The sequence below is a fragment of the Glycomyces sp. L485 genome (genome assembly GCF_022548875.1).
Taxonomy (GTDB): domain Bacteria; phylum Actinomycetota; class Actinomycetes; order Mycobacteriales; family Micromonosporaceae; genus Glycomyces.
On sequence record NZ_JAKZEW010000002.1, the window covers coordinates 109,989 to 134,316 of the forward strand.

25 protein-coding genes and 1 pseudogene are annotated in these 24,328 nt (G+C 69.4%); 10 read left to right on the forward strand and 16 right to left on the reverse strand.

What is annotated here, in order from left to right:
• Positions 1 to 11 precede the first annotated feature (11 nt).
• Complete coding sequence (locus L0U85_RS20400) at positions 12 to 2,966, forward strand: helix-turn-helix transcriptional regulator (protein WP_277605244.1); 2,955 nt, start codon at positions 12 to 14, stop codon at positions 2,964 to 2,966.
• Between the two features lie 111 nt (positions 2,967 to 3,077).
• Complete coding sequence (locus L0U85_RS01860; protein WP_241375911.1) at positions 3,078 to 4,610, forward strand: multicopper oxidase domain-containing protein; 1,533 nt, start codon at positions 3,078 to 3,080, stop codon at positions 4,608 to 4,610.
• A 143-nt stretch (positions 4,611 to 4,753) separates the two neighbouring features.
• Here L0U85_RS01860 and larC read toward each other — a convergent pair whose 3' ends face one another.
• Both larC and larB read right to left on the reverse strand, forming a co-directional pair.
• Positions 4,754 to 5,926: a nickel pincer cofactor biosynthesis protein LarC gene (gene larC / locus L0U85_RS01865; RefSeq protein ID WP_241375912.1), complete on the reverse strand. Its 1,173-nt coding sequence runs from the start codon at positions 5,924 to 5,926 to the stop codon at positions 4,754 to 4,756.
• The gene (gene larB / locus L0U85_RS01870; RefSeq protein WP_241375913.1) at positions 5,923 to 6,609 is read right to left on the reverse strand and encodes a nickel pincer cofactor biosynthesis protein LarB; all 687 of its coding nucleotides are present in this window, start codon (positions 6,607 to 6,609) and stop codon (positions 5,923 to 5,925) included. The genes larC and larB overlap by 4 nt, the downstream gene beginning before the upstream one ends.
• Before the next feature lie 39 nt (positions 6,610 to 6,648).
• On the opposite strand from larB, the gene L0U85_RS01875 reads away from it, so the two are divergent.
• The 4 genes from L0U85_RS01875 to L0U85_RS01890 all read left to right on the forward strand — a co-directional run bounded on the left by L0U85_RS01875 (position 6,649) and on the right by L0U85_RS01890 (position 9,549).
• Positions 6,649 to 7,380, forward strand: a complete 732-nt coding sequence (locus L0U85_RS01875) for a glycerophosphodiester phosphodiesterase family protein (protein ID WP_241375914.1) — start codon at positions 6,649 to 6,651, stop codon at positions 7,378 to 7,380.
• Between the two features lie 111 nt (positions 7,381 to 7,491).
• On the forward strand, positions 7,492 to 7,989 hold the full coding sequence (locus L0U85_RS01880) for an ATP-binding protein (RefSeq protein ID WP_241375915.1): 498 nt from the start codon (positions 7,492 to 7,494) through the stop codon (positions 7,987 to 7,989).
• A complete protein-coding gene (locus L0U85_RS01885; protein ID WP_241375916.1) occupies positions 7,902 to 9,173 on the forward strand; it encodes a glycosyltransferase 87 family protein in 1,272 nt (423 codons plus the stop codon). The genes L0U85_RS01880 and L0U85_RS01885 overlap by 88 nt, the downstream gene beginning before the upstream one ends.
• A gap of 88 nt (positions 9,174 to 9,261) precedes the next feature.
• Complete coding sequence (locus tag L0U85_RS01890; RefSeq protein WP_241375917.1) at positions 9,262 to 9,549, forward strand: zf-TFIIB domain-containing protein; 288 nt, start codon at positions 9,262 to 9,264, stop codon at positions 9,547 to 9,549.
• A gap of 15 nt (positions 9,550 to 9,564) precedes the next feature.
• Here the strand turns inward: L0U85_RS01890 and dnaB are convergent, their stop codons facing one another.
• Entirely contained in the window at positions 9,565 to 11,010 is a 1,446-nt protein-coding gene (gene dnaB / locus L0U85_RS01895) for a replicative DNA helicase (protein ID WP_241375918.1), read from the reverse strand.
• Positions 11,011 to 11,334: 324 nt separating this feature from the next.
• Between dnaB and L0U85_RS01900 the strand changes: the two genes are divergently transcribed.
• The gene (locus L0U85_RS01900) at positions 11,335 to 11,724 is read left to right on the forward strand and encodes a hypothetical protein (RefSeq protein ID WP_241375919.1); all 390 of its coding nucleotides are present in this window, start codon (positions 11,335 to 11,337) and stop codon (positions 11,722 to 11,724) included.
• Between the two features lie 89 nt (positions 11,725 to 11,813).
• Here L0U85_RS01900 and rplI read toward each other — a convergent pair whose 3' ends face one another.
• The 4 genes from rplI to rpsF are packed head-to-tail and all read right to left on the reverse strand — an operon-like array spanning position 11,814 to position 13,422.
• Entirely contained in the window at positions 11,814 to 12,275 is a 462-nt protein-coding gene (gene rplI / locus L0U85_RS01905; RefSeq protein ID WP_241375920.1) for a 50S ribosomal protein L9, read from the reverse strand.
• A 15-nt stretch (positions 12,276 to 12,290) separates the two neighbouring features.
• Positions 12,291 to 12,536 carry a 30S ribosomal protein S18 gene (gene rpsR / locus L0U85_RS01910; protein WP_241375921.1) on the reverse strand — a complete coding sequence of 82 codons (246 nt, stop codon included), beginning with the start codon at positions 12,534 to 12,536 and terminating at the stop codon, positions 12,291 to 12,293.
• Positions 12,537 to 12,579: 43 nt separating this feature from the next.
• Entirely contained in the window at positions 12,580 to 13,092 is a 513-nt protein-coding gene (locus L0U85_RS01915) for a single-stranded DNA-binding protein (RefSeq protein ID WP_241375922.1), read from the reverse strand.
• Between the two features lie 39 nt (positions 13,093 to 13,131).
• A complete protein-coding gene (gene rpsF / locus L0U85_RS01920; protein WP_241375923.1) occupies positions 13,132 to 13,422 on the reverse strand; it encodes a 30S ribosomal protein S6 in 291 nt (96 codons plus the stop codon).
• A gap of 276 nt (positions 13,423 to 13,698) precedes the next feature.
• Between rpsF and L0U85_RS01925 the strand changes: the two genes are divergently transcribed.
• Positions 13,699 to 15,360, forward strand: a complete 1,662-nt coding sequence (locus L0U85_RS01925; protein ID WP_241375924.1) for a fumarate hydratase — start codon at positions 13,699 to 13,701, stop codon at positions 15,358 to 15,360.
• A gap of 6 nt (positions 15,361 to 15,366) precedes the next feature.
• Here the strand turns inward: L0U85_RS01925 and L0U85_RS21030 are convergent.
• From L0U85_RS21030 to L0U85_RS01935, 3 genes and pseudogenes are all read right to left on the reverse strand, one after another.
• Positions 15,367 to 15,477 (reverse strand): annotated as a pseudogene (locus tag L0U85_RS21030) (DUF418 domain-containing protein); the annotation flags it as partial.
• Positions 15,478 to 15,604: 127 nt separating this feature from the next.
• Positions 15,605 to 16,498, reverse strand: a complete 894-nt coding sequence (locus tag L0U85_RS01930) for a hypothetical protein (protein ID WP_241375925.1) — start codon at positions 16,496 to 16,498, stop codon at positions 15,605 to 15,607.
• Between the two features lie 74 nt (positions 16,499 to 16,572).
• Positions 16,573 to 17,940 carry a cystathionine beta-synthase gene (locus L0U85_RS01935; protein WP_241375926.1) on the reverse strand — a complete coding sequence of 456 codons (1,368 nt, stop codon included), beginning with the start codon at positions 17,938 to 17,940 and terminating at the stop codon, positions 16,573 to 16,575.
• A 177-nt stretch (positions 17,941 to 18,117) separates the two neighbouring features.
• Between L0U85_RS01935 and gndA the strand changes: the two genes are divergently transcribed.
• A complete protein-coding gene (gene gndA, locus L0U85_RS01940) occupies positions 18,118 to 19,548 on the forward strand; it encodes an NADP-dependent phosphogluconate dehydrogenase (RefSeq protein WP_241375927.1) in 1,431 nt (476 codons plus the stop codon).
• 55 nt (positions 19,549 to 19,603) lie between these two features.
• On the opposite strand, the gene L0U85_RS01945 is transcribed toward gndA, so the two are convergent.
• On the reverse strand, positions 19,604 to 20,122 hold the full coding sequence (locus L0U85_RS01945; protein WP_241375928.1) for an NUDIX domain-containing protein: 519 nt from the start codon (positions 20,120 to 20,122) through the stop codon (positions 19,604 to 19,606).
• On the reverse strand, positions 20,119 to 20,652 hold the full coding sequence (locus L0U85_RS01950) for an NUDIX domain-containing protein (RefSeq protein ID WP_241375929.1): 534 nt from the start codon (positions 20,650 to 20,652) through the stop codon (positions 20,119 to 20,121). The genes L0U85_RS01945 and L0U85_RS01950 overlap by 4 nt, the downstream gene beginning before the upstream one ends.
• A gap of 224 nt (positions 20,653 to 20,876) precedes the next feature.
• Between L0U85_RS01950 and L0U85_RS01955 the strand changes: the two genes are divergently transcribed.
• Complete coding sequence (locus L0U85_RS01955) at positions 20,877 to 21,539, forward strand: DUF4386 domain-containing protein (protein ID WP_241375930.1); 663 nt, start codon at positions 20,877 to 20,879, stop codon at positions 21,537 to 21,539.
• 53 nt (positions 21,540 to 21,592) lie between these two features.
• On the opposite strand, the gene L0U85_RS01960 is transcribed toward L0U85_RS01955, so the two are convergent.
• The 4 genes from L0U85_RS01960 to rimI all read right to left on the reverse strand — a co-directional run bounded on the left by L0U85_RS01960 (position 21,593) and on the right by rimI (position 24,296).
• Positions 21,593 to 22,117 carry an NUDIX domain-containing protein gene (locus tag L0U85_RS01960; protein ID WP_241375931.1) on the reverse strand — a complete coding sequence of 175 codons (525 nt, stop codon included), beginning with the start codon at positions 22,115 to 22,117 and terminating at the stop codon, positions 21,593 to 21,595.
• Positions 22,118 to 22,159: 42 nt separating this feature from the next.
• On the reverse strand, positions 22,160 to 22,696 hold the full coding sequence (locus tag L0U85_RS01965) for an NUDIX domain-containing protein (RefSeq protein ID WP_241375932.1): 537 nt from the start codon (positions 22,694 to 22,696) through the stop codon (positions 22,160 to 22,162).
• A gap of 97 nt (positions 22,697 to 22,793) precedes the next feature.
• Positions 22,794 to 23,849 (reverse strand): tRNA (adenosine(37)-N6)-threonylcarbamoyltransferase complex transferase subunit TsaD, encoded by a 1,056-nt coding sequence (gene tsaD, locus L0U85_RS01970; RefSeq protein WP_241375933.1) that lies wholly within the window; start codon positions 23,847 to 23,849, stop codon positions 22,794 to 22,796.
• On the reverse strand, positions 23,850 to 24,296 hold the full coding sequence (gene rimI / locus L0U85_RS01975; RefSeq protein ID WP_241375934.1) for a ribosomal protein S18-alanine N-acetyltransferase: 447 nt from the start codon (positions 24,294 to 24,296) through the stop codon (positions 23,850 to 23,852).
• Positions 24,297 to 24,328 lie beyond the last annotated feature (32 nt).

The following is a 24,328-nucleotide window of genomic DNA, read 5'->3' on the forward strand; positions in this document are numbered from 1 at the left end:
TGATTGTGGACATGCCGCGCCTAGGTTCCGACCTCCCGCTCTTCGCCCGCGACAACGAGCTCGCGACGCTGCGCGGCGCCCTCGACAAGGCACGCGAAGGCAGGCCGGCCACCATCCTCATCTCAGGCGACGCAGGAGTCGGGAAATCCCGGCTCCTGCACGAATTCAACACCGGCGCCGGTGACGATGTCCTCACCGTCACCGGCCACTGCCTCGACACCGCCGACTCCGCCCTCCCCTACCTGCCCTTCGCCGAAGCCGTCGGCGCACTCTCGCGCCGCCGACCCGACCTCGTCGCCGACCACCAGGGACTGCGGCCGCTCATCCCCGGCCAGAGCCAAGGCACCGAAGGCGAACTCGGCCGACTCGGCTTGTTCGAGGCCCTCCACGGCGCCCTCACCGACCTCGCCTCGCACCAGCCCGTCGTGCTCACCCTCGAAGACCTCCACTGGGCCGACCGCTCCAGCCGCGACCTCCTCGCATTCCTCACCTCCCGCCTGAGCGACCAGCCCCTGCTCATCCTCGGCACCTACCGGGCCGACGCCGTCCACCGCAGCCACCCCATGCGGCCCCTCATCGCCGAGCTCGTGCGCCTGCCCGCCGTCGAACGACTCCACCTCGCCCCCTTCGACGCCCCGCACGCCGCCGCCTTCGTCCGCGAACTCAACACCGGACTCGACGACGCGACCGTCGCCAGGATCGCCCAGGCCAGCGAAGGCAACGCGTTCCTCGCCGAGGAGCTCGCCGCAGCCGAGACCCACACCATCACCTTCGAACTCGCCGAAGTGCTGCTCTCCCGCCTCGAACGCCTCCCCGAGGTCGCCCAGCAGGTCGTGCGCCTCGCCTCCGTCATGGGCCGCGTGTTCACCTACCGGCGGCTCAACTCCGCGGCCTGGAACCTGCTCGACGAGACCGGCATCAAACACGAGCGCGAACTCGACCAGGCGCTGCGCGCGGCCATCTCCCACGGCATCCTCGTCCAGAAGAGCGACGACGCCTACGCCTTCCGCCACTCCCTGCTCGGCGAAGCCGTCTACACCGACCTCCTGCCGGGCGAACGCAGCCGCTACCACCAGCGCATCGCCGGCACCCTCGGCAAGGACACCGGCAAGGGCGCCGCCGCCGAACTCGCCCACCACGCCTACGAGTCGGGCGACCTCGCCACGGCACTGGCCGCGTCCGTCCAGGCGGCCCACGAAGCCGACGAGCTGTCCGCGCCCGCCGAATCCCTCCTCCACTTCGAGCGCGCGCTGCGCCTGCTCGACCGCGTCCCCGACGCCGACCGACCCCAGGGCTGCTCCGAACTCCAGCTGACCCTCAAAGCCGCAGCCCAGGCCGCGGCCTCGGGCGAGATCAAGCGCGCGCTGTCGTACGGCAGCGCCGCCGTGGCGCTCGCCGACCGCGCGGGTGACCGGGTTCGCGCCGCAGCCACCCGCCGCAAGCACGCGAAACACCTGCTCGCCATCGAAGGCGACGAAGAAGAGGCGCACCGGATCGCCAGCGAGGCATGGGAGCTGGTCGAGGACGACGAGCCGCACGCGACGAAGGCCTGGACGCAGGCGATCATGGCCCGCGCGTGCCTCTCGGTGCGCGGCAAGCGAGAAGCCGACGAATGGGCCGCCCGGGCCATCGCCACCGCCGACGCGATCGAAGGCCCCGGCGCCCACATCGCCGCGAAGGCCGACGCGATCATCTCGGCCGGCGCCTCCTCGCTGCGCCGCGGCGACGATGTCGAGGCGGTCCTGCGCCTCTTCGCCGAAGCTCTCGACCTCGTGCGCGGCACCTGCTGGCACGAGGTCGAACTGCGGGCGCACTTCAGCTCCGGAATCGCCTGCGTCGAGCGGGCCCGCACCGCCGACGCCCTCGTCCACTTCGACCGCGGCATGGCCATGGCCGGCGAGACCGGGCACAAATGGAGCGCCTTCGGCCTGGAGACCGCCGTGCGCCAAGTCATCTGCAACTACATGCTCGGCGACTGGGACGCCGCCGACGCCGCCGGTGAGATGGCCTCCAGCGTCGTGCCCGGCGTCGTCCTCACCCGACTCACCGCCGCCGTGCTGCTCGTCGACGTCGCGCGCGGCCACTTCGACACCGCCGACCGGCGCCTCGCCTACCTGGCCGACCGCTGGCAGCTCGACGGCCAGGGCCTCGCCCTCGCCGGCCTGTGCGGCGTCGAGCTCGAACGCTGGCGGCACCGCCCCGCCGAAGCGGTCGCAGTCGCCGAACGGACCGTCGACCGCATGGACAAGATGCGCCCCTACTACATGGCCGGGATCTCCGTGTGCGCCGCCGGGGTCGGTGCCGCCGCCGACCTGGCGCACGCCGCCCGGCGCGAGGGCGACCTCGACACCGCCAAGGACGCGGTCGCCAAAGGCGAACGCCTCCTGGCGCGCCTGCACTTCTTCCTCGAGCACGGCCGCCCGCTCTCCGGCGAGCTCGGCCCCGAAGGCCGCGCCTGGGTCGCCGTCGGCGAGGCCGAGGCCTCCCGCCTCGACGGCGACGGCGAAGCGGACCTGTGGCGCGAGGTCATCGACCTGTTCGCCTACAGCGAGTCCGGTCAAGGCGAGCCCTACCGGCAGGCGTACGCGCGCTGGCGCCTCGCCGAGACGCTGCTCGCGCGCGGCGACACCGCCGCTCGAGGCGACGCCGCCGAGCAGATCGCCGAGGCCAAGCGCACTGCCGGGCGGCTCGGCGCCGACCCGCTCCACACCCAGCTGTGCGCCCTGTCCCAGCGCGCCAGGCTCGACATCGCCAAGCCGACGACCGGCCCGCTCACCCCGCGCGAGCTCGGCGTGCTCCGCCTCGTCGCCAAGGGCCTGACCAACCGGCAGATCGGCGCCGAGCTGTACATCTCCGAGAAGACCGTCTCGGTCCACCTCTCGCGGGCCATGTCGAAGCTCGGCGTCGCCAACCGCGCCGAGGCCGTCAACGCCGCCCACCTGCGCGGATATCTCGCCGAACGCTGAGACGCACTACCGGCGGCGCACGCCGGGCGCGCGCGTAGTCCCTCTGGTGTACGGCGAAAGACCGCTCTCGCCCGATGCCGTCCCCCCTGCCGCCCGGCCAGGATTGCCGCCATGAAACGGCGCAAGGCATTGAAGTGGACCCTCATCGGCGTCGGCGGCGGCGTCGGAGCCCTGGTCCTCGGCGGCGGCGGCACGATCGCCTACCTCTACGGCAACGCGAAGCTCGACACCGTCGGCGAGGTCGACTTCGACAACCCCCTGGGCATCCCCCCGCTGGCCGAATCCGAGACGGACGCCTCGGGCACGCGAGTGTTCAACCTGTCCGTACGGGCCGGAGCGACCCGGTTCAAAGAGGGCGGGGCGACGAGCACGTGGGGCGTCAACGGCGACTTCCTGGGGCCGACGATCCGAGCCGGGCGCGGCGAGGAGGTCGCGTTCTCCGTCCATAACGGACTCGATGAGGCGACGTCGATCCACTGGCACGGCATGCACCTGCCGGCGGTCATGGACGGCGGTCCTCACCAGTGGATCGGACCCGGCGGCGAGTGGCTTCCACAGTGGACGATCGACCAGCCAGCGGCGACGCTCTGGTACCACCCGCACCCGCACGGGCAGACCGGCCGCCACGTCTACCGGGGCCTGGCCGGCATGTTCATCATCGACGACGAGGAGACCGGCGCGCTCAACCTGCCCGGCGAGTACGGCGTCGACGACGTCCCGCTCATCGTGCAGGACCGGAAGTTCGACGGCGGCAACCAGTTCGACGAGTCCGCGTCGTTCATGAGCACCCAGGGCGTCATCGGCGACGAGATCCTCGTCAACGGCACGCTCGGCCCCTACTTCGACGTGACGACCAGGCTGGTGCGCCTGCGGCTGCTGAACGGCTCGAACTCGCGGCTGTACAACTTCGGGTTCTCCGACGACCGGCGCTTCTCGCTCATCGGCACCGACGGCGGGCTGCTGCCCGAGGCTTGGGAGACCGACCGGCTCCAGCTCTCGCCCGGCGAGCGGGCCGAGGTCGTGGTGGCGTTCGAGCCGGGCGAGACGGTCGATCTGCGGTCATACCCGGCGCGCTTCGGTTACACCGGGCCGCTGGCGCGTCTCAACGGAGCCGAGGACCGGCTCGACATCCTCCGGTTCCGGGCCCCGGGGACGCTGGCCGACGAGACCGAGATCCCGGCGGCGATGGGCGCCGCGCCGGACGTGGACGGGGACGAGGTCGCCGAGGAGCGCTCCTTCGAGCTCTCGGGGTTCAACTCGATCAACGGCGAGCAGATGGACCCCGGGCGCATCGATTTCGGGGTGCGGGAGGGCACCGCGGAAGTGTGGGAGGTGACGAACAACGACGGCTTCATGCACAACTTCCACGTCCACGACGTGCAGTTCCAGGTGTTGTCGGTGGACGGGCAGGAGCCGCCGCCGTTTCTGCGCGGATGGAAGGACACGGTGCAGCTGGTGCCACAGGAGCGGTACCGGCTGGCGATGCGGTTCACCGGGTACACCGACCCGAACCTGCCGTACATGTTCCACTGCCACATCCTGGTCCACGAGGACTCCGGGATGATGGGCCAGTTCGTGGTCTTGGGCGAGGGCGAGCGGATCGGCACCGTCCCCGAAGGCGGCGTCGGCCACGGTCACCCCTGATCCTATAGGATATTTCCTATAGGATCTTGGTGGAGGTCCGGCCGGTCCGCAGGCACCGGCGGCCGGAACCCGAACCGTCGCGCCCCCGAGTCACGATTGAATCGGGGGTTCCCAAAGGTCCGATTTGAAGGCCCGCGCCGGATTCAGGAGTATTGCTCCGCCGCCAGCGCCGCGGCCTGCGCGATCACGACCTTCACCGGGCGGCCCAGCGCCGCCGCGGCCGCCACCGCGTCCTCGTACTCCACCGACGCGTTCACCACCTCGCCGTCCTCGACGGCGATCTTCACACCGATGTCGCAGCCGTCGACCGTCACCGAGGCGTACCGGCGCTCCAGCGCGAACTTGTCGATCTCGTAGGAGCGCATGCCGATCGTCGTCGTGTGCCGCACCAGCGCCGACCGGACCCCGGCCACCTTCTCCGCCCGGCACAGCACATGCACCGTGTGCGCGGGGCGGCCCTTCTTCATCAGGATCGGCGTCAACCACGCGTCCGACGCCCCGGCCTCCAGCAGCGCCGCCAGCGCCGCCGGCCACAGTCTCGGATCCAGGTCGTCCACGTTCGTCTCGATGACGACCGGTCTCGGCGCCGCCCCCGCGACCTCCCGGCCGACCACCATCCGCAGCAGGTTCGCCCGCTCGGCCGGGTCGCGCCCGCCCGCGCCGACACCGATCGCCTCCACGACCATCTCCGGCATCGTCCCGAAGGCGTCCGCGCTCGCGGCGATGATCGCCGCGCCCGTCGGCGTGCACGCCTCGTACGGCACCGCCCCCACCGTCGGGGCCTCGGCGTCGGCCAGGATCCGCAGCACCGCCGGCGCGGGCAGCGGAATCGAGCCGTGCGATCCGCGCGTCGTCCCGCCGCCGACGGTCACCGTCGACGCGGTCACCCGCTCGGCCCCGAGCGAGTCGAGTCCGGCTGCGGCACCGATGATGTCGGCGATCGAGTCGAGCGCGCCCACCTCGTGGAAATGCACGTCGTCGACGTCGATGCCGTGCGACGACGACTCGGCCGCCGCGAGCCTGGCGAACGCGTCGAGCGCCCTCGCCTTGATCCCCTCGCCCAGCCCGGAACCCTCGATCATGCCGCGGATCGCCCGCCAGCGCCGGTCGACCTCCACCACGGGCGCCTCGACGTCGACCTTGACGCCGGCCAGGCCGTGGCGCTTCACCGTGGTCGACCTCAAGCGGACCTCCTCGACGCCGAGGGCGTCCACCGCCTGCTGCATGACCGCCAGATCGACGCCCGCGCCCACCAGGGCGCCCAGGAACATGTCACCGCTCGCGCCCGCCGAGCAGTCCAACCAGGCGACCGTCACCGCTCGGCCTTCACGTTCAGGATCCGCGCCGCGGCCATCGCCGCGCCGAAACCGTTGTCGATGTTCACCACCGTCACCCCCGGCGAACAGGAGTTCAGCATCGTCAGCAGCGGCGCGAGCCCGCCGAAGGCCGCCCCGTAGCCGACCGATGTCGGCACTGCGATCACCGGAGCGCCCACCAGGCCCGCCACCACGCTCGGCAGCGCCCCGTCCATGCCCGCCACGACGATCACGCACGCCGCCTCCCGCAGCTCCGGAACCTTGTCCAGGAGCCGGTGCAGGCCCGCGACCCCGACGTCCGCGATGAGCCGGGTGTCCAGCCCGCTCGCGCGCGCGACCAGCTCAGCCTCTCGCGCCACCGGCAGGTCCGACGTGCCTGCGCACACCACCGCCACCGGCCCCGTCTCCGGCTCGGGGAATTCGCCGATCGCCGCGACGCCCCGGTCGCACACCGCCTCGTCCCCGAAGGCCTCCTTCACCTGCGCGACGCACGCCTCGTCGCACCGGGTGGCGATCGCCACCCGGCCCGGGTGGGACTCTCGGAGCGCACGGAGCGCGCCGACCACCTGGTCGGGCGTCTTGCCGGCCGCGAAGACCGCTTCGGCCGCGCCGGTGCGCGCCAGGCGGCCCGTGTCGATCTTGGCCCAGCCCAGATCCGTATATCCCTGCTCGTCGTACTGCACTCCACGATCCTCGCATCCAGCACAAGTTATCGTCATGGTGTGTCCCAACCGCTGATCATCGCCCACCGGGGCGCGAACGAGCTCTTCCCGGAGCACTCGCTGGCCGCGTACAGGCAGGCGATCGTCGAAGGCGCCGACGGCTTCGAATTCGATCTCAGGCTCACCGCCGACGGCCACCTCGTGCTCCACCACGACCGCACCGTCAAACGCACCTCCGACGGCAAGGGCGCCGTATCCGACCTCACGCTCGCGCAGCTGCGCGAGTTCAACTTCGCGGCGCTGCGTCCCGACTGCGGCGCCGATCCCGAAGCCGCCCTCATCCCGACCGTCGAGGACCTCTTCGGCCTCGTCGTCGACTCCGGCAAGGACCTCAAGCTCCTCATCGAGGCCAAGCACCCTTCCAGGTTCGGGCCGCGCCTGGAGATGCGGCTGTGGGAGACGCTGCGCCGGTGGCCAGGGCTCGACGTCACCGTCATGTCCTTCTCGCGCGCGGCCTTGAAGACCTGGCGCGAGCTCGATCACGGCACGCCCCTGGTGTGGATCTTCGAATACCCGTTCCGTCGCCCGCCCGAGGGCGTGCAGGCGCTCAGCGCGAAGGTCGACTACGTCGACTCGGCCCCGACGTTCATCGACCGCACGCACGATCAGGGCTACGAGGCCTACGTGTGGACCGTCAACGACGCCGAGACCGCCCTGAAGGTGGCCGGCGCCGGAGCCGACCTGTTCTTCACCGACCGGCCGGCCGCGATGCGGGAAGCGCTCGCCGTCTGAGGGGAGCGGAGACGGACCCGGGGTCCGTCCGTAATGCTGGCGTCAAGTCGAGGTAACAGGTAGGTTGCTGTATAGCTTTCGATGGTGCGGACCACGGGTGGGGAGGGGGTCATGATGCCAGCGGCGACACCGGCGCCCGAGCGGCTCCGCGTCCCCCATCAAGCGGGCGCCCCCACCATCGTCCGCCGATGGCTGCGCGAATCCCTGCCCCACCTGCCCGACGACGTCCGCGACGACCTGCTCGTGTGCGCCACCGAGCTCGTCTCCAACGCCGTGCGCCACGCCAGGCCGCTGCCGGCCGGGGACCTGTGCGTCACCTGCATCGTCGGGCCGCGCGACGTCGAGGTCCGCGTCGTCGACGGCGGCTCGGTCACCCAGCCCCACGTGTGCTCCATCAACCTCGACTCCGCCCATGGCCGGGGCATGTTCATCGTGTCCAAACTGTCCGCCGTCTGGGGCGCGAAGTCGCTCGACGACGGCACACAGGAGGTCTGGGCGCGAATCCCCGTACGCTTAGGCGCGTGTCGAAGCGTCCGCTCATCCTCGACCTGGTCCTCTACGGCACCGCCGCACTGTTCGCCGGCGCCACCGCGCTGTGGACGACGCTGACCCCGCACGAGCACTGGGGCGCTGTCGCCTTCGGCGGGTACGCCTCCGCCGCGTTCGTCGCCGCGGTCCTGCTCATGCAGTTCGGCGCCTCCTGGCTGAAACGGGCGCTCGTCGCCGGCGCCACCGGCATCGCCGTCGTCGCGATTCCCCTGGTGGCGCAGGCGATCGAGCGGGCGAACGGGGCCACCGGCCGGGCCCAGGAGGAGGTCCTCGTGGTCGAGGGCTCCGGGCGGCGGCTGCTCGACACCGGCAGCCCCTACCTCCACGCCGACGCCATCGCGGGCATGGCCGACCCGGTCCTCGGCTACAACCCGTACCAGCCGGGCATGGCCGTGTTCGGGCTGCCGTCGGCGCTGTTCGGTCACCACTGGTGGACCGACGCCCGCGTCTACTTCCTGCTGGCGACGCTCGCGTGCCTGGCCGCGGCGCTGCGGCTGCTGAGCGAGCACGCCGGGAAGGGCACGCTGCTGCGCGCCCTCCAGGTCAGTGTCGTCTTCCCGGTGTGCGCCTTGACGTTCGTGACCGGCGGCGACGACATGCCAGTGGTCGGGCTGATGGTGCTGGCGCTGGCGTTCTGCGCGAGCGGGCGCCCGCTCGGGGCCGGGCTCGCGATCGGCACGGCCGGCGCGCTCAAGCTGTTCGCCTGGCCCGTCGCCGTGGTGCTCGCGTTCCTGGTCTGGCGCCGGTTCGGCGCGCAGGCGTCACCGTTCGGCGCCTTGCGCCGGTACCTGCTCGGCTTCGCCGTCCCGGTGGCGGCGACGATGGTTCCGGTGCTGCTCCTCGACGCGCGCGGCTTCTTCGACAACGTGATCGCGTTCGGCCTCGGCCACGGCGTGGTCGAGTCCCCGGCGCAGTCGCCGCTGCCGGGTTTCCTTGTGGCGCGGTATGTGCCCGGCGGCGAGCTGTTGGCCCCGGTGCTGCTGGGGTCGGCCGCGCTGGTGATCGCGGTGCTGCTGTGGACTCGTCCGCCGGCGACGGCCGCGTCGGCGGCGCTGTGGTCGGCCGCCGGGCTGTCGGCTGCGTTCTTGCTCATGCCGTCGACGCGGTTCGGCTATCTGCTCTATCCGGTCGTGCTGCTGGGGTGGTGGCTGCCGCTGCGGGACGCGGCGGCGACGGCGGCGGAGCAGCTGAGCGACGGCGCCGAGAGTCCGGGGCCGTCGCTGGCCGTGGAGTGGTGGCGTTGACGTCTGTCGTTGGGGCCGTGGCGGGTCGGACCAGGTGCGCTTTCGCGTCGAATTAGCGGATCGCGACGTTTGCATGTACGGTTTCGCCATGGATCTCACCTGTCCGAAATGCGGCGCGATGATGCGCCAGTACGAACGGAATCGCGTCACGGTCGACCAGTGCACCGAGTGCCGGGGGATCTTCCTCGACCGGGGCGAGTTGGATCACCTGCTGGACGCCGAGGCCGCGTTCAACGCGCCGCGGGGGGCGCCGGTGGCGCCGGCTCCGCAGCAGTACCGGGATGATCGCCGCTACGACGACCACCGCGGCCGGGACGACTACCACTACAAGAAAAAGAAGAAGCGCTCGCTGTTCGCGGAGCTCTTCGACGACTGACGCCGGGAGGCCGCCCTACACGGCCATGTCGACGAAGCGCGACAGGTGCAGTTGGGCGGCGACGGTGATGGTGTCGGTGGCGCCGTTGCGGTGCTTCGCGACGATGAAGTCGGCCTCGCCGGCGCGCGGGGACTCCTTGTCGTAGTAGTCGTCGCGGTGCAGCAGGATGACCACGTCCGCATCCTGCTCCAAACTGCCGCTTTCACGCAGGTCGGACAGCTGCGGGCGCTTGTCGGTGCGCTGCTCGGGGCCTCGGTTGAGCTGTGCGACAGCGATGACCGGGCATTCGATCTCCTTGGCGAGCAGTTTGAGCCCACGGCTGATCTCGGAGACCTCCTGCTGCCTCGACTCGGTCTTCTTCGGCGAGGTCATCAGCTGGAGGTAGTCGACGACCATGAGTTTGAGGTCGTGGCGCTGCTTGAGTCGGCGGGCCTTGGCGCGGATCTCCATCATCGTCATCGACGCGGTGTCGTCGACGAACAGCGGCGCTTCGGAGATGTCTCCCATGCGCTTGGCCAGGCGCGTCCAGTCGTCGTCGGACAGGTCGCCCGAACGCAGGACGTGCATGGGCACGCGGGTCTCGGCCGACAGCAGGCGCATGACGATTTCGAGCTTGCTCATCTCGAGGCTGAACAGCGCGGCGGCGTGCCGGTGATGCAGAGAAGCATGCCTCATGAAGTCCATCGCGGCGGTGGACTTGCCGAGGCCGGGGCGGCCGGCGACGATGATGAGCTGGCCGGCCTGGAGGCCCGACAGAAGCCGGTCGAGGTCGGCGAAACCTGTGGGGATGCCGGTCATGACGCCCTGGTTGGCGCCGATGGCCTCGATCTCGTCCATGGCCGGCTGGAGCAGGTCGGACAGGATCGAGAAGTCCTCGTTCTCGCGTTTGTCGGTGACGTCGTAGACGGCCTGCTGGGAGAGGTCGACGAGGTCGTCGATGTCTCGCCCGCCCTGGCCGCCGCCGTAGCCGTACTGGACCACCTTCGTGCCGGCTTCGATGAGGCGGCGCAGGATCGCCTTGTCCTTGACGATGCGGGCGTAGTAGCCGGCGTTGGCGGCCGTGGGCACCGCGTCGAGCAGGTCGTGCAGGTAGGGTCCGCCGCCGATCTTCGCGAGGTCGCCGGAGTCGGCGAGCGCGGCGGCGATGGTGACCGCGTCGGCGGGCTCGCCGTTGCCGAACTTGTCGGTGATGGCGTCGAAGATGATGCCGTGGCTGGGCTTGTAGAAGTCCCCCGATTTGAGGGTTTCGACGACGTCGGCGATGGCGTCCTTGCTCATGAGCATGCCGCCGAGGACGGACTGCTCGGCCGCGAGGTCTTGGGGCGGGGTGCGCTCGTACGTGCGGGCGCCGCCGCCTCCGAACGGGTCGTCGGACGGTGGCGAGTCGAAGTAGGAGCCGTTCTGGGCTCTCGCGCCGTTCGAGCCGCGCGAGTAGGCGCCCTCCGTGGACACGTCGGCCATAACGCCCACCCCCTCAATCACCGTGCGTTCATCGGAAATCTACCGCCCGGTTGCGACCGCCCGGCGGCCTCAGTGACGCTATGTCGTTCCCGACACCGATGCAAACGCCCCTGTGGACAACCTGTGGACAAGTCTGTGGAAAACCTGTGGATAACCACCTCATAGCTGTGGACAACCTGTGGACAGAAACAGAATCCTTGCTCACTTTGCGTGTGTGAGCTGTGGCTTCGTCATCCACTGCCTGTGGATGGGAAATTCTTCGTGCCAAGTTGGCATGATGGTGATGGCGGCCGCCGCCGCACCCCCGTCTGAGGAAGGCCCGCGATGAGTTCGAACCCGCGCCCCGAGCGCCGCCCTCGGCTGGACCCGGACGGCGACGACCGGCCCGGTGAGCGGGCGTTCACTCCGACCCTGCTGGTGGCGCTCGCGTGGTACGTGGTGCCGGCGATCGTGTACCTGGCGTGGGTGGCGTGGCAGCCGGCGGTGGAGGCGAACTGCGTCGACACGGGTTGCGCGGCGACGGCGCGGATCTCGGCGGCGATCTCGGGCGGGTGGGCCTGGCTCGGCTCGTCGCTGACGGCGAGTCTGCTGGTCGCGGTGCTGCTGCGGCTGCCGCGCGCCGGGTGGCGGGCCGGAGTGGCCGGGACGGCGGCGGCGATCCTCGGCGCGGGGTTGGTGACGGTGGTGCTGCGGACCGCGGGATGGGTGATCTGAGCGCATACCGACAGGCCACGGTTCACTCCGTGGAGGGAACGAAGAAGACCCGTGATCACGTATGTGATCACGGGTCTTCGCGCTCAGCGCTACTTCTTGCGGCGCTTGGCCGGGGTCACCTGAAGCTTGAACTTCGCGGTCACCTCCGGGTGCACCTTCACCGCGATGTCGTAGGTGCCGATGGACTTGATCGTCCCCGGCAGCTCGACGCGGCGGCGGTCGATCTTCGGACCGCCGGCCTCGTCGACGGCCTTGACGACATCGGCCGCGGTGATCGAACCGAACAGACGGCCGGCGTCGCCCACGCGGGCGACGATGTGCGCGTCGGTCTGCTTCAACCGATCGACCAGCGCGCGAGCCTGGTCGAGGTCGTGGACCTCGCGGGCGGCGCGGGCGCGCTGGATCGAGTCGACCTGCTTCTGACCGCCCTTGGTCCAGGCGATCGCCAGGCCCTGCGGCAGCAGGTAGTTGCGGCCGTAACCGGGCTTGACCTCGACGACGTCACCGGCCGAGCCCAGGTTGGCGACCTCATGAGTCAGGATGATCTTCATAAGTGCGCTCCTTCCTTAACGGGTCTGGCTGGTGTACGGCAGCAGCGCCATTTCGCGGGCGTTCTTGACGGCCGCGGCGATCTGCCGCTGCTGCTGCGAGGTCACGCCGGTCACACGACGGGCACGGATCTTGCCGCGGTCGGAGATGAACTTCCGCAGCAGCGCCGTGTCCTTGTAGTCGACGTATTTGATGTCCTCTTTGTCAAGAGGATTGGGCTTCTTCTTCGGCTTCCGCAGGGGAGCCGATTTCGGGTTGGCCATTGGTGTCTTGCCTTACTTGAAATCGAGCCGGGTCTGAGCCCGGTTAGAACGGCGGGTCTTCGTCGAAGCCCTGGCCGGTAGCAGAGCCGGAGCTCTGGCCTGCCGGGGCCGCGGAGGCCCAGGGATCGTCCGGAACAGCGCCGCCGCCGCCACCGCCCCCGAATTGGGAACGGCCGCCGCCTCCGCCGCCGCCGCCGGACTTGTTGACCTTCGCCGTGGCGAATCGCAGTGCCGGGCCGACTTCTTCGACGTCGAGCTCGTAGACGGTGCGCTTCTCGCCCTCGCGGGTGTCGAAACTGCGCTGCTTGAGCTTGCCCTGCACGATCACGCGGGTACCGCGCGACAGTGACTCGGCGACGTTCTCGGCGTACTGGCGCCACACGCTGCAGGTCAGGAACAACGCCTCACCGTCGCGCCACTGACCGGACTCCCGGTCGAAGGTGCGCGGGGTGGAGGCGATCCGGAACTTCGCGACGGCTGCACCGGAAGGCGTGTAACGCAGCTCCGGGTCGTCGACGAGGTTGCCGATAACCGTGATGACTGTCTCTCCTGCCATGACCTCTTCTCCCTAAGGTCTCGCAGTTGCAAGGTCGGGTTACCGAAGCTCCGGCCGCAGCACCTTGGCCCGCAGCACCGACTCGTTGAGCCGCAACTGCCGGTCCATCTCCGCCACGGGAGCGGGCTCGGACTGCAGGTCGACGACGGCGTAGATGCCTTCGTTGTTCTTCTCGATCTCGTAGGCGAGACGACGCCGTCCCCAGACATCGATCTTGTCGACCGTGCCTCCGGCGTCCTTGACGCCCTTCAGGAACTTCTCCAGCGTCGGGCTGACCTGGCTTTCCTCGAGGTTCGGCTCGAGAATCACCATGAGTTCGTAATGCCGCAAGATCGCTCCACCTCCTCTGGTCTCATCGGCCGCGGTATCTCCGCGGCAGGAGGGTCACTTGCACGTCGCCCTCCCGGCCACGCCTCACCGGAGGCGGTCGGGTGGACAACCTGGCAATAGTACCTGCGTTTTCGTGGCCCGAATCCGCCGGACCACGCCTTTGTGACGCTACCGGTGGGCACCGACAACCCAGGGCGCTCGAGGTCGGCGGCGGTGTGCGCGAACCAACCCCTCCGCTGCCGTGTGCGCAGGCTCTCCCGCGCTAAGTTAGGACGCGTGACAGCGTCGTTCCAATACACGGATCTGCTCCCCATCGGCCCCGACACCGCCGAGTACCGGTTGCTCACCAAGGACGGGGTGAACACGGTCGAAGCCGCCGGCCGCCGGTTCCTCACCGTCGAGCCCCAGGTGCTCACCGACCTCGCGGCCGAGGCCATCCACGACATCTCCCACTACCTGCGGCCCGCGCACCTCGCGCAGCTGCGCTCCATCCTCGACGACCCCGAGGCGAGCGGCAACGACCGTTTCGTGGCGATGGACCTGCTCAAGAACGCGAACATCGCCTCCGGCGGCGTCCTTCCGATGTGCCAGGACACCGGCACCGCGATCGTCATGGGCAAGCGCGGCCGCCACGTCCTCACCGACGGGCGCGACTCCGAGCACCTCTCACGCGGCATCTGGCAGGCCTACCGCGATCTGAACCTCCGCTACAGCCAGATGGCGCCGATGACGACGTGGGACGAGAAGAACACCGGCTCGAACCTGCCCGCCCAGATCGAGCTCTACGCCGACGGCGACGACGCCTACAAGCTGCTGTTCATGGCCAAGGGCGGCGGCAGCGCCAACAAGTCGTTCCTGTTCCAGGAGACCAAGGCGATCCTCAACCCGGACGCCATGATGGCGTTCCTCGACGAGAAGCTGCGCCAGATCGGCACCGCCGCCTGCCCGCCCTACCACCTTGCGGTCGTCATCGGCGGCACCAGCGCCGAGTACGCGCTCAAGACCGCGAAGTACGCCTCCGCCAAGTACCTCGACGCGATGCCCGCCGAAGGCTCGGCGACCGGGCACGGCTTCCGCGACGTCGAGCTGGAGCAGCAGGTCCTCGAGCTGACCCGGAACTTCGGGATCGGCGCGCAGTTCGGCGGGAAGTACTTCTGCCACGACGTGCGGGTCATCCGCTTGCCGCGCCACGGCGCGTCTCTTCCGGTGGCGCTGGCCGTCTCGTGCTCGGCCGACCGGCAGGTGCTGGCGAAGGTCACCGCCGAGGGCGTGTTCCTGGAGCAGTTGGAGACCGACCCGTCGACGTACCTTCCGGACACAGAGGAGGCGGAGCTCGACGGCGACGTCGTGCGCATCGACTTGAACCGGCCGATGTCCGAGATCCGCGAGGAGCTGTCGAGGCACCCGGTCAAGACCCGGCTGTCGCTGACCGGCCCGCTCGTGGTCGCCCGCGACATCGCGCACGCCAAGATCAAGGAGCGCCTCGACGCGGGCGAACCGATGCCGGACTACCTGCGCGACCACGCCGTCTACTACGCGGGTCCGGCCAAGACGCCCGAGGGTTACGCCTCGGGTTCGTTCGGGCCGACCACGGCCGGGCGCATGGACTCCTACGTCGACCTGTTCCAGGCGGCGGGCGGCTCGATGGTCATGCTGGCCAAGGGGAACCGCTCGCAGAAGGTCACCGACGCGTGCAAGTCGCACGGCGGGTTCTACCTCGGCTCGATCGGCGGCCCCGCCGCGAAGCTCGCTCAGGACAACATCAAGGCCATGGAGGTCCTGGAGTACCCCGAGCTGGGCATGGAGGCGGTCTGGAAGATCGAGGTCGAGGACTTCCCCGCGTTCATCGTCGTGGACGACAAGGGCAACGACTTCTTCGAGGACACCCGCAAGCCCACGCTCTCCATCGGCCGCAAGCCCAAGATCTCGGTGTCGTAGTCCGGCTCACCCGCGGCCGTAAGTGAGCCGCCTGAGCAGGGTCTCTGCCGGGCCGCGGTAGGAGCGGCGCCGCATGAGGTCGGCGGCGGCGACCGTGGCCAGCCAGACCGCGACCGCGCAGAGACGTCGGGCTGCGCGCGCTGCGCCAGACCGGTCTCGACTGGGGCTCGAAGGTCGGCGTGGCCATGCTGGTCGGCGAATACGTGCGGCGTGCTCGAAGGCACCTTCGCGGCGTGCCCGGGGTTCAAGCGTCGGGCGAGGTGAAGACCTCGTCAGCGCTGTCCGCGCTCAGGGCCCGGCGGAGCCACAGCAGGAAGGTCGCCTCGTCCTCGCAGACTGACACAAGCTCCCGTTGAGACTGGCTGAGCTCGATGCCACGGGCGGCGAGCAGCTCGAACAGCATTGTCGCCTGACCTTTGTACATGCCGCGTTCCTCGCCGCGTTCTTCGAATTCGCGGCGGAGTTCAGATCTGAGCGGGTAGGTCGTGGCCATGATTATGCTCCTCCAGTGTTTGCGTGCGCTACCTTCGCCGAGGCCGATCTCGACGTACTCGGCGAAGAACTTCGCGGATTCGAGGTCGATGTCGACGAGGACCTCGGCGAGTGTGTCGAGCGCCGCGTGGATCCCAGGGTCCCGCCGATGAGCGAGCGCCGCGAAGACCGCGAGCATGACGTCTTCGGCGGCTTGAGCCTTTTCGGTGATGAACGGCGTGTTGTCCGGGCCGATCACGAACGGGTGGACGGTGGCCGAGGCCCTCCGCTCCGGTCCGAGCGTCATCGGCCTCCGGCAGGAGGTCGCCGTGGCCTTCTCCGCCGTGATGATGATCAGCGTGGCCGCCACGTCGAAGTGCGCCTCGAAGTACGACAGGTACCAGTGCCACGCCCGTATCTTGGCCTGCGTGGGCGGCTTCGACTGCGGTTCGATGATGAGGATCTCGGCACCCTCGTCGGTCTCGACCATGAGCGCCGTGTCCACTTCGCGGGTGATGGCCTTGATCTCGGTCGGATCCGAGTCGATGAGCGCCACGCTCCGGAACCTGGGGAAGTCCTCGTCCAGACATTCCTTCAGCGCGCGCCGGACCAGGTCAGGATCGTCGCGGAACAGATGGTGGAGAGCCTCATGGGGAGCTTTCGGCATGACGCGAGACTAGGAAGCACGAACGGCGAGCCCTCGTATTTCGACCGGCGAGTCTCCGTGCCGTGATCACCGTCTCAACGTTCGACGTAGCTGAGCAGGTCCTGGCGGGTCAGCACGCCGGTCGGCTTGCCCTCGGTGAAGACCATGAGCGCGTCGTGGTTCTCCAGGACCTCCACGGCCCGCTCCACGTTCTCGCCCGATCCGATCGTCGGCAGTCCCTTGCCGATGTGCCGCTCGATCGGGTCGTGCAGCGTCGCCTCGCCCTTGAACAGCGCGTCCATCAGGTCCCGTTCGGCCACCGCCCCGGCGACCTCGCCGCTCATCACCGGCGGCTCGGCCTTGAGCACCGGCATCTGGCTGACGCCGTACTGGCGCATGATGTCGATCGCCTCACGAACCGTGTCCGTGGGGTGGACGTGGATCAGCTCGGGGATCTCGCCGTCTTTGCCGCCCAGCACCTGCCCGACCGTCGTGTCGCCGCTGCCGGCGCCCATGAAGCCGAACTCGGTCATCCAGCCGTCGTTGAATATCTTCGACAGGTAGCCGCGCCCGCCGTCGGGCAGGACCACCACGATCACCGCCTCGGGCCCGGCCTTGCGCGCCACATCCAGCGCGCCGACCACGGCCATCCCGGAGGAGCCTCCGACGAGCAGGCCCTCCTCGCGGGCCAGGCGCCGCGTCATCTTGAACGCCTCGGCGTCGGTGACCTCGACGATCTCGTCGGGCAGGCCCCGGTCGTAGTTGTCCGGCCAGAAGTCCTCGCCGACGCCCTCGACCAGGTACGGGCGGCCCGTCCCTCCCGAGTAGACCGATCCCTCCGGGTCGGCGCCGACGATCCTGACGCGCCCGTTCGAGACCTCCTTGAGGTACTTGCCGGTCCCGGTTATGGTCCCGCCGGTGCCGATGCCCGCGACGAAGTGGGTGATCTTGCCCTCGGTCTGCTCCCACAGCTCGGGGCCGGTCTGGTGGTAGTGCGAGGCCACGTTCGCCGGATTCGAGTACTGGTCGGGCTTCCAGGAGCCCTCGATCTCGGTCAGGAGCCGGTCGGAGACCTTGTAGTAGGAGCGCGGGTCCTCCGGTTCGACCGCGGTCGGGCACACCACGACCTGCGCCCCGTACGCCTTCAGCACGTTCCGCTTGTCCTCGGAGACCTTGTCCGGGCACACGAACACGCAGTCGTAGCCGCGCTGCTGGGCCACCATCGCCAGGCCGACGCCGGTGTTGCCGCTCGTCGGCTCCACGATCGTCCCGCCCGGCTTGAGCTCGCCGGAGGCCTCGGCCTCGTCGATCATGCGCTGGGCGATGCGGTCCTTGATCGAACCGCCGGGATTGAGGTACTCGATCTTCGCGAGCACCGTGGCCGCCACCCCGTCGGCGACCGCGTTGAGCCGCACCAGCGGGGTGTTGCCGATGAGGTCGAGTACCGAGTCGTAATACTGCACACCCCCAGCCTAGGCCCAGCCCGATCGCGCCGTCCGCAGTCCGGGTCCGTGTCATCATCGGGCCGGGTCGATCCCGCGAGGTGGATACGATGAGCCGTGACGGCGTCACCGCCTGGCGCCTCCGGGACAATCACGGCACACACGGAACCTCTTCGAAACACAAGCAGGGAGACAGGCATGAGCACCGCCGACATCGGAGTGGTCGGGCTGGCAGTCATGGGCTCCAACCTCGCCCGCAACTTCGCCCGCCACGGCTTCACCGTCGCGGTCTACAACCGCACCTACGCCAAGACCACCGAGCTCATCGACGACCACGGAGGCGAGGGCGACTTCGTCCCGTCCGAGGAACTCGCCGACTTCGTGGCCTCCCTCAAGCGCCCCCGCAAGGCCATGATCATGGTGCAGGCGGGCAAGGCCACCGACGCCGTCATCGAGGCCCTCGCCGACCTCATGGAACCCGGCGACATGATCATCGACGGCGGCAACGCCCACTTCGAGAACACGCGGCGCCGCGAGGCCGCCCTGCGCGAGCGGGGCATCCACTTCGTCGGCACCGGCGTCTCCGGCGGCGAGGAGGGCGCACTGCTCGGCCCGGCGATCATGCCCGGCGGTTCCGAGGAGTCCTACGAGAGCCTCGGCCCGATCCTGGAGGCCATCGCCGCCAAGGCCCCCGACGGCACCCCCTGCTGCACGCGCCTCGGCCCCGACGGCGCCGGGCACTTCGTCAAGATGGTGCACAACGGCATCGAGTACTCCGACATGCAGCTCATCGGCGAGGCCTACGACCTGCTTCGGCGCGGCGCCGACATCGAGCCGACCGAGCTGGCCAAGATCTTCTCCGAGTGGAACACCGGCGACCTCGACTCCTACCTCATCGAGATCACCGCCGAAGTCCTCGGCCACACCGACGCCGAGACCGGCAAGCCGTTCGTCGACGTCGTCCTCGACCAGGCCGGCCAGAAGGGCACCGGACGCTGGACCGTCCAGATCGCCCTCGACCTCGGCGTCCCGGTCACCGGCATCGCCGAAGCCACGTTCGCACGGGCCCTGTCCAGCGGCACCAAGCAACGCGAAGGCGCCGTCGGCGTCCTCGCCGGCCCGAACGGCAAGATCGACCTGCCCGAGAGCTTCGTCGACGACGTCCGCCAGGCCCTGTACGCCTCGAAGATCGTCGCCTACGCCCAGGGCTTCGACCAGATCGCCGCCGCCAGCGCCGAATACGACTGGGACATCGACCTCGGCTCGTGCGCGGCGATGTGGCGCGCCGGCTGCATCATCCGGGCGCGTTTCCTCGACAAGATCACCGCCGCCTGGCGCGACAACCCGGGTCTGCCGACGCTGCTGGCCGCGCCCGAGTTCACCAAGATCGTCTCGGACGCCCAGGACGCGTGGCGCCGCGTGGTGGCCGCCGCGGTGCAGGCCGGGATCCCGACGCCGGGCTTCTCCTCGGCGCTGGCCTATTACGACGGGCTGCGTTCGAAGCGGCTCCCGGCGGCCCTGATCCAGGGCCAGCGGGACTTCTTCGGCGCGCACACCTACAAGCGGGTCGACCGCGACGGCGTGTTCCACACCGAGTGGTCCGGCGACCGTTCGGAGACCGAACTCTAAGCGCCACTGGTCAAGAGAGGCGGCCCGGGCTCTGCCCGGGCCGCTCTTGCGTCTCTCAGTCGCCGAATCGGGGACTGTAGGAGCCGCCGACGTCGATCGGTGCGGGCGGCACATTGCCGTCGCGCAGCCGTTTGACCAGCGAGACCAGGAGTCCGGGATTGAGCATGCCGTCGCTCGCGCCGCATTCCTCGATCGGGCGCCAGGTGAACCCTAGGTGCTGCTCGTAGCCGACGTCGCTGTGTATGCGCGGCTCGAAGCGCCGGACTCGGTGGAAGTAGTACCGGTTCTTCTGGACGAGCAGTCGCCCGTGGGGGAATGCGGCGAAGGTGCCGTGTGCGACCGGTCCGACCAGGTGGTCGGGGTCGATGCGCAGGCCGGTCTCCTCTGCCAGTTCTCGGACGGCGGCGTCCGCGGGCGATTCCCCGGCCTCGATGCCGCCGCCGGGGATGAACCAGTGGGTGAGTCCGTCGAGGCACTGGCCTCCTCCGATGTGGAGGACGGTGTCGTGCTCGTCGAGGAGGATGACTCTCGCGGCGGCGCGGAAGACGGCCCCGGTCTCGGATTCGATGCTCATGCGCGAATCGCCGCACCGGGGGCCGTGCGCGGGCCGATCGGTTCGAGTTCGATCGGTTCGGCGGGGACCTCGCCGCCGATGAGCCGCTTGATGAGGCCGAGCAGCGGTTCGATCTGGCGGAAGCCGTCGGTGGAGAGGAAGTCGCCGACGGCGACCCAGTTGAACTCGAAGTCCTGCTCGTAGGCGTCGCCGCCGGTGACGCGCGGTTCGAAGCGCTGGGCGCGGGTGAGGAAGAAGTTGTTCTCCTGCACCCACGGGCGGTCGTCGCGGATTCCCAGGTACAGCTGCCGGGCGACCGGGCCGATGAGGCGCTCGGGCGTGAGGCGCAGTCCGGTCTCCTCGTACAGCTCGCGGATCGCGGCCTCGGTCATGGTCTCTCCGGGGTCGATGCCGCCGCCGGGGAGGATCCAGTGGGCCGCGCGGTCGGGCGTCGCAGGTCCGCCGATGAACAGGACGTGGTCATGTTCGTCGATGACGATGCCGCGTGCGCCGCGCCGGTTGATCTGGGGTGTCTGGTCGATCGCGCTCACCGTCCAAGTATCCCGGGGCGGCCCACCGCAGTCCAACCGCTTTCGACGCTCGCGCTTCGCGCATGCGCGGCGCTGGTGGCCGGCCCCGGGCGGCTTGCGCTCCGTGTCGCCTCAGCCGGCGATCCGTCATTATCTTACCTTGTAAGTCTAGAATGCTTGACCTCCGTTCAATCTTGCCTTACATTGTAAGAGGAATCCTTCCCCCTCGAGAAATGAGTCAGTCGATGACCCTCGCCGAAGCCCCTACCCGGTCACTGCGACCCGCCAGCCTCACCGCCGGAATCTCGCTCTTCTTCGTGATCGGACTGGCGTTCTTCGGAGCGTTCGGCGCCGTCGACGCCCTGGTGACCCCGGGCGACGCCGCGCAGACCGCCGCCGACATCGCCGCCTCTGAGACCCTGTTCCGCTGGGGCATCGCCTGCCTGGCCGTGGTGGCGATGCTCGACCTCGTCCTGGCCGCGTCGCTGTACGTCGTGTTCGAGACGGTGAACCGCGCCGTGTCGATGCTCACGGCCTGGTTCAGGGTCGCCTTCGCGGCGGTCTACCTGGTGGCGATCTCCCAGCTCGTCTTGGCGGTGACGCGGCTCGACCACCCCGAGCAGGTGCTGGCTTCGATCGAAGCGTTCGAGATCATCTGGAACCTCGGGCTCCTGGTCTTCGGGGTGTACCTGGTGCTGCTCGGTTGGCTCGCGTACCGGGCGAGCTTCATGGCGAAGGTCGTCGGGGTCCTGCTCGTCGTCGCCGGACTCGGGTACTTGGTCGACAGCTTCGGCATGGTCCTGGTCAGCGACTACTCGCTGCAGGTGGTCCTGTTCACGTTCGTCGGCGAAGTCGTGCTGATGCTGTGGCTCCTCTTCAAGGGAACCCGCACGACCGTGGAGGCGTGAGTCCTGCCGGTGGCGGTAGGAGTACGGGCCGAACCACGGTTCGAAAACGCGGTCTAGGGGAGCGGGCAGCGCTTGTTGTCGCCGCGCCAGTTCGCCCATTCCAGTTCGACGGGTTCGGGCGGAGTCTCACCGCTGAGGAGGCGTTTGACCAGGGAGGCGATCGGGACGGGGAAGACGGCTTCGTCTGCGGCCTGGAGCTGGTCGATGGAGAGCCAGGCCAAGCCGTTGAGGTCGGCGGCTTCGATCGGTTCGAGGTTCGCGAAGCTCACGTCGAAGCGTTCGGTGCGCAGGAAGAAGTAGGAGTGGTCCTGGTGTCCCGCGTGCCATACGCCCTCGGTGCGGGCCACGACCGGGCCGAGGTCGGCCGGTGCCACACGAAGCCCGGTCTCCTCGAACGCCTCGCGTGCGGCGGCCTCGGCGAGGCTCTCGCCCTCTTCGACGCCGCCGCCGACGGTCACGTAGTACTCCGATTCCGGTGTGACGTAACCGGAGCTGTGCAGCAGGAGGACGTTGTCGCGTTCGTCGGCGATGAGCACGCGGGCGCAGTGGCGCACTTCGGGTGAGATCTCGTTCGTCATGCAGTGAGTATCCTTGTCGTCACGCAGTTTGGCAACCGTATTCTATTGCGGCGCCGGTGGTTCGGCCGACGTGTCCACCCAGGGCAGTTCGAACGGCTCGGTGAAGGATTCGCCCGCGATGAGCCGCTTGAGGATCCCGGCGAGGCCGATGGGGAAGACGTACGCGTCGGTGGCCTTCAGGTCGTCGAGGCTGAGCCATTCGTGGCGGCTGATCTCCTTCTCCTCGCCGTCCTCGAGTCCGTCGAGATTGACTTCGAAGTGCTCGGTGCGCAGGAAGAAGAAGTTGTCGTCGGAGTAGAAGCGGACCCCGTCGTGTGTGGTCCAGGCGCCTTCGGTGTGGGCGACGAGGTTGCCGAGTTCTTCGGGCGTCACGTGCAGGCCGGTCTCTTCGAACGTCTCGCGTGCGGCGGCCTCGGCGAGGCTCTCGCCGTCTTCGACGCGGCCGCCGACGGTGAAGTAGTAGTCGGCGTCCTGCCGGACCAGTCCGGCGCCGAAGAATAGGAGCGCGCGGTCGTCCTCATCGACGATGAGGACCCGCGCGGCACGTCGGTGGATGAGGCCGTCAGGGGTTCGCTTCATGCGGCAAGCCTAGCCGGATGCCGAAGGAGCCCAGACTGACCGGAGCTCGTTTCCCGAGATGCGGCCGCTCACTCAGCCGTGGCGCTCCATTCGGTGATCAGAGGGCGTCGGCGAGGCTGACGATCGTCACGTCCATTGAGGAGTTCGCCGGGAAGTGCATCTCGGACGGGGCGACCCCGGCCGCGACGAGGTGCGAGCCGAGCGCCGCGACCATCGCGCCGTTGTCGGTGCAGAGCTTCGGGCGCGGGAAGCGCAGCGTGAGACCGGCGTCCTCGGCCCGCTCGGTCGCCATGGCCCGGAGCCTGGAGTTGGCCGCCACGCCGCCGCCGAGTAGCAGCGTCTCGACGCCGTGCTCCTTGGCCGCGAGGATCGCCTTGCGCGTGAGCACGTCGCAGACCGCCTCCTGGAACGCCGCTGCGACGTGGTTCACCGGGATCGACTTGCCCGCGCGCTTCTCCATCTCGATCCAGCGGGCGACGGCGGTCTTCAATCCGGAGAACGAGAAGTCGTAGCGGTGCCGCTCCATGTCCTTCGCGGCGCTCAGGCCGCGCGGGAACTCGACATAGCCGCGGTCGCCTTCTTCGGCGGCCTTGTCGATGTAGGGGCCGCCGGGGAACGGCAGTCCGAGCAGCCGCGCGACCTTGTCGAACGCCTCGCCGGCCGCGTCGTCGATGCTCGCACCGAGCTGATGCACCTTTCCGGCCAGGTCCTCGACCATCATGATCGTGGAGTGCCCGCCGGAGACGAGCAAGCCGATCGCCGGCTCGGGGATCGGGCCGTTCTCGAGCGTGTCGACCGCGATGTGGGCGCTGAGGTGGTTGACGCCGTACAGCGGGACGCCGGTGGCGAGCGAGTACGACTTCGCCGCGCCGACGCCGACCATGAGCGCCCCGGCCAGGCCCGGGCCCGCGGTGACGGCGATGCCGTCGAGGTCCTCCAGGGTGACCCCGGCGTCGTCGAGTGCGCGCTGCACGGTGGGCACCATGGCCTCCAGGTGCGCGCGCGAGGCCACCTCGGGGACCACGCCGCCGAATCTGGCCTGCTCTTCGACCGAGGAGGCTATGGCGTCGGCCAGCAGCTCGGTTCCGCGCACGATCCCGACACCGGTCTCGTCGCACGAGGTCTCGATGCCCATCACCAAGGGTTCACTCATCTACAGATCCATCCTCATAACCGCGGCATCGGTGCCGGTGAACTGGTAGTAGTTCTTGCGCACTCCGATGCCGTAGAAACCGTACCGGTCGTACAGCCGCTGGGCCGGGCCGTTGTCGACCGCGACCTCCAGGAACACCGCCTTCGCGCCGCCCGCGCGCGCACGGGCGATGAGGTCGTCCATGAGCATCGTCGCGATGCCGCGGCGGCGCATGGACGGGTCGACGGCGATGTTGTTGATCCACGCCTCATGGCCGGTCAGCGCCACCCCGGCGTAGCCGAGGACGAACTCGCCGGAGAGCACGGCCCGGTAGTCGTGCCCGGCCGCCAACTCAGTCCACAAGAGACCTTCGCTCCAGGCCTCGGGCCCGAAGACCGCCCGCTCCATCCTCGCCACCACCGGCAGATGCCACCAGCGCAGCCGGCCCATATGCAAGTCGCCGTTCATCATCCCAGGTCTACCACGGCGCGGCGCCCGCC

Bases quoted from the DNA above. Each gene is read 5' to 3' on its own strand.
- L0U85_RS20400 (WP_277605244.1), top strand. From the start codon at position 12: ATGCCGCGCCTAGGTTCCGACCTCCCGCTCTTCGCCCGCGACAACGAG.
- L0U85_RS01860 (WP_241375911.1), top strand. From the start codon at position 3,078: ATGAAACGGCGCAAGGCATTGAAGTGGACCCTCATCGGCGTCGGCGGC.
- L0U85_RS01880 (WP_241375915.1), top strand. From the start codon at position 7,492: ATGATGCCAGCGGCGACACCGGCGCCCGAGCGGCTCCGCGTCCCCCAT.
- L0U85_RS01890 (WP_241375917.1), top strand. From the start codon at position 9,262: ATGGATCTCACCTGTCCGAAATGCGGCGCGATGATGCGCCAGTACGAA.
- dnaB (WP_241375918.1), bottom strand. From the start codon at position 11,010: ATGGCCGACGTGTCCACGGAGGGCGCCTACTCGCGCGGCTCGAACGGC.
- L0U85_RS01900 (WP_241375919.1), top strand. From the start codon at position 11,335: ATGAGTTCGAACCCGCGCCCCGAGCGCCGCCCTCGGCTGGACCCGGAC.
- rplI (WP_241375920.1), bottom strand. From the start codon at position 12,275: ATGAAGATCATCCTGACTCATGAGGTCGCCAACCTGGGCTCGGCCGGT.
- rpsR (WP_241375921.1), bottom strand. From the start codon at position 12,536: ATGGCCAACCCGAAATCGGCTCCCCTGCGGAAGCCGAAGAAGAAGCCC.
- L0U85_RS01915 (WP_241375922.1), bottom strand. From the start codon at position 13,092: ATGGCAGGAGAGACAGTCATCACGGTTATCGGCAACCTCGTCGACGAC.
- L0U85_RS01930 (WP_241375925.1), bottom strand. From the start codon at position 16,498: ATGCCGAAAGCTCCCCATGAGGCTCTCCACCATCTGTTCCGCGACGAT.
- gndA (WP_241375927.1), top strand. From the start codon at position 18,118: ATGAGCACCGCCGACATCGGAGTGGTCGGGCTGGCAGTCATGGGCTCC.
- L0U85_RS01945 (WP_241375928.1), bottom strand. From the start codon at position 20,122: ATGAGCATCGAATCCGAGACCGGGGCCGTCTTCCGCGCCGCCGCGAGA.
- L0U85_RS01955 (WP_241375930.1), top strand. From the start codon at position 20,877: ATGACCCTCGCCGAAGCCCCTACCCGGTCACTGCGACCCGCCAGCCTC.
- L0U85_RS01960 (WP_241375931.1), bottom strand. From the start codon at position 22,117: ATGACGAACGAGATCTCACCCGAAGTGCGCCACTGCGCCCGCGTGCTC.
- L0U85_RS01965 (WP_241375932.1), bottom strand. From the start codon at position 22,696: ATGAAGCGAACCCCTGACGGCCTCATCCACCGACGTGCCGCGCGGGTC.
- tsaD (WP_241375933.1), bottom strand. From the start codon at position 23,849: ATGAGTGAACCCTTGGTGATGGGCATCGAGACCTCGTGCGACGAGACC.
- rimI (WP_241375934.1), bottom strand. From the start codon at position 24,296: ATGAACGGCGACTTGCATATGGGCCGGCTGCGCTGGTGGCATCTGCCG.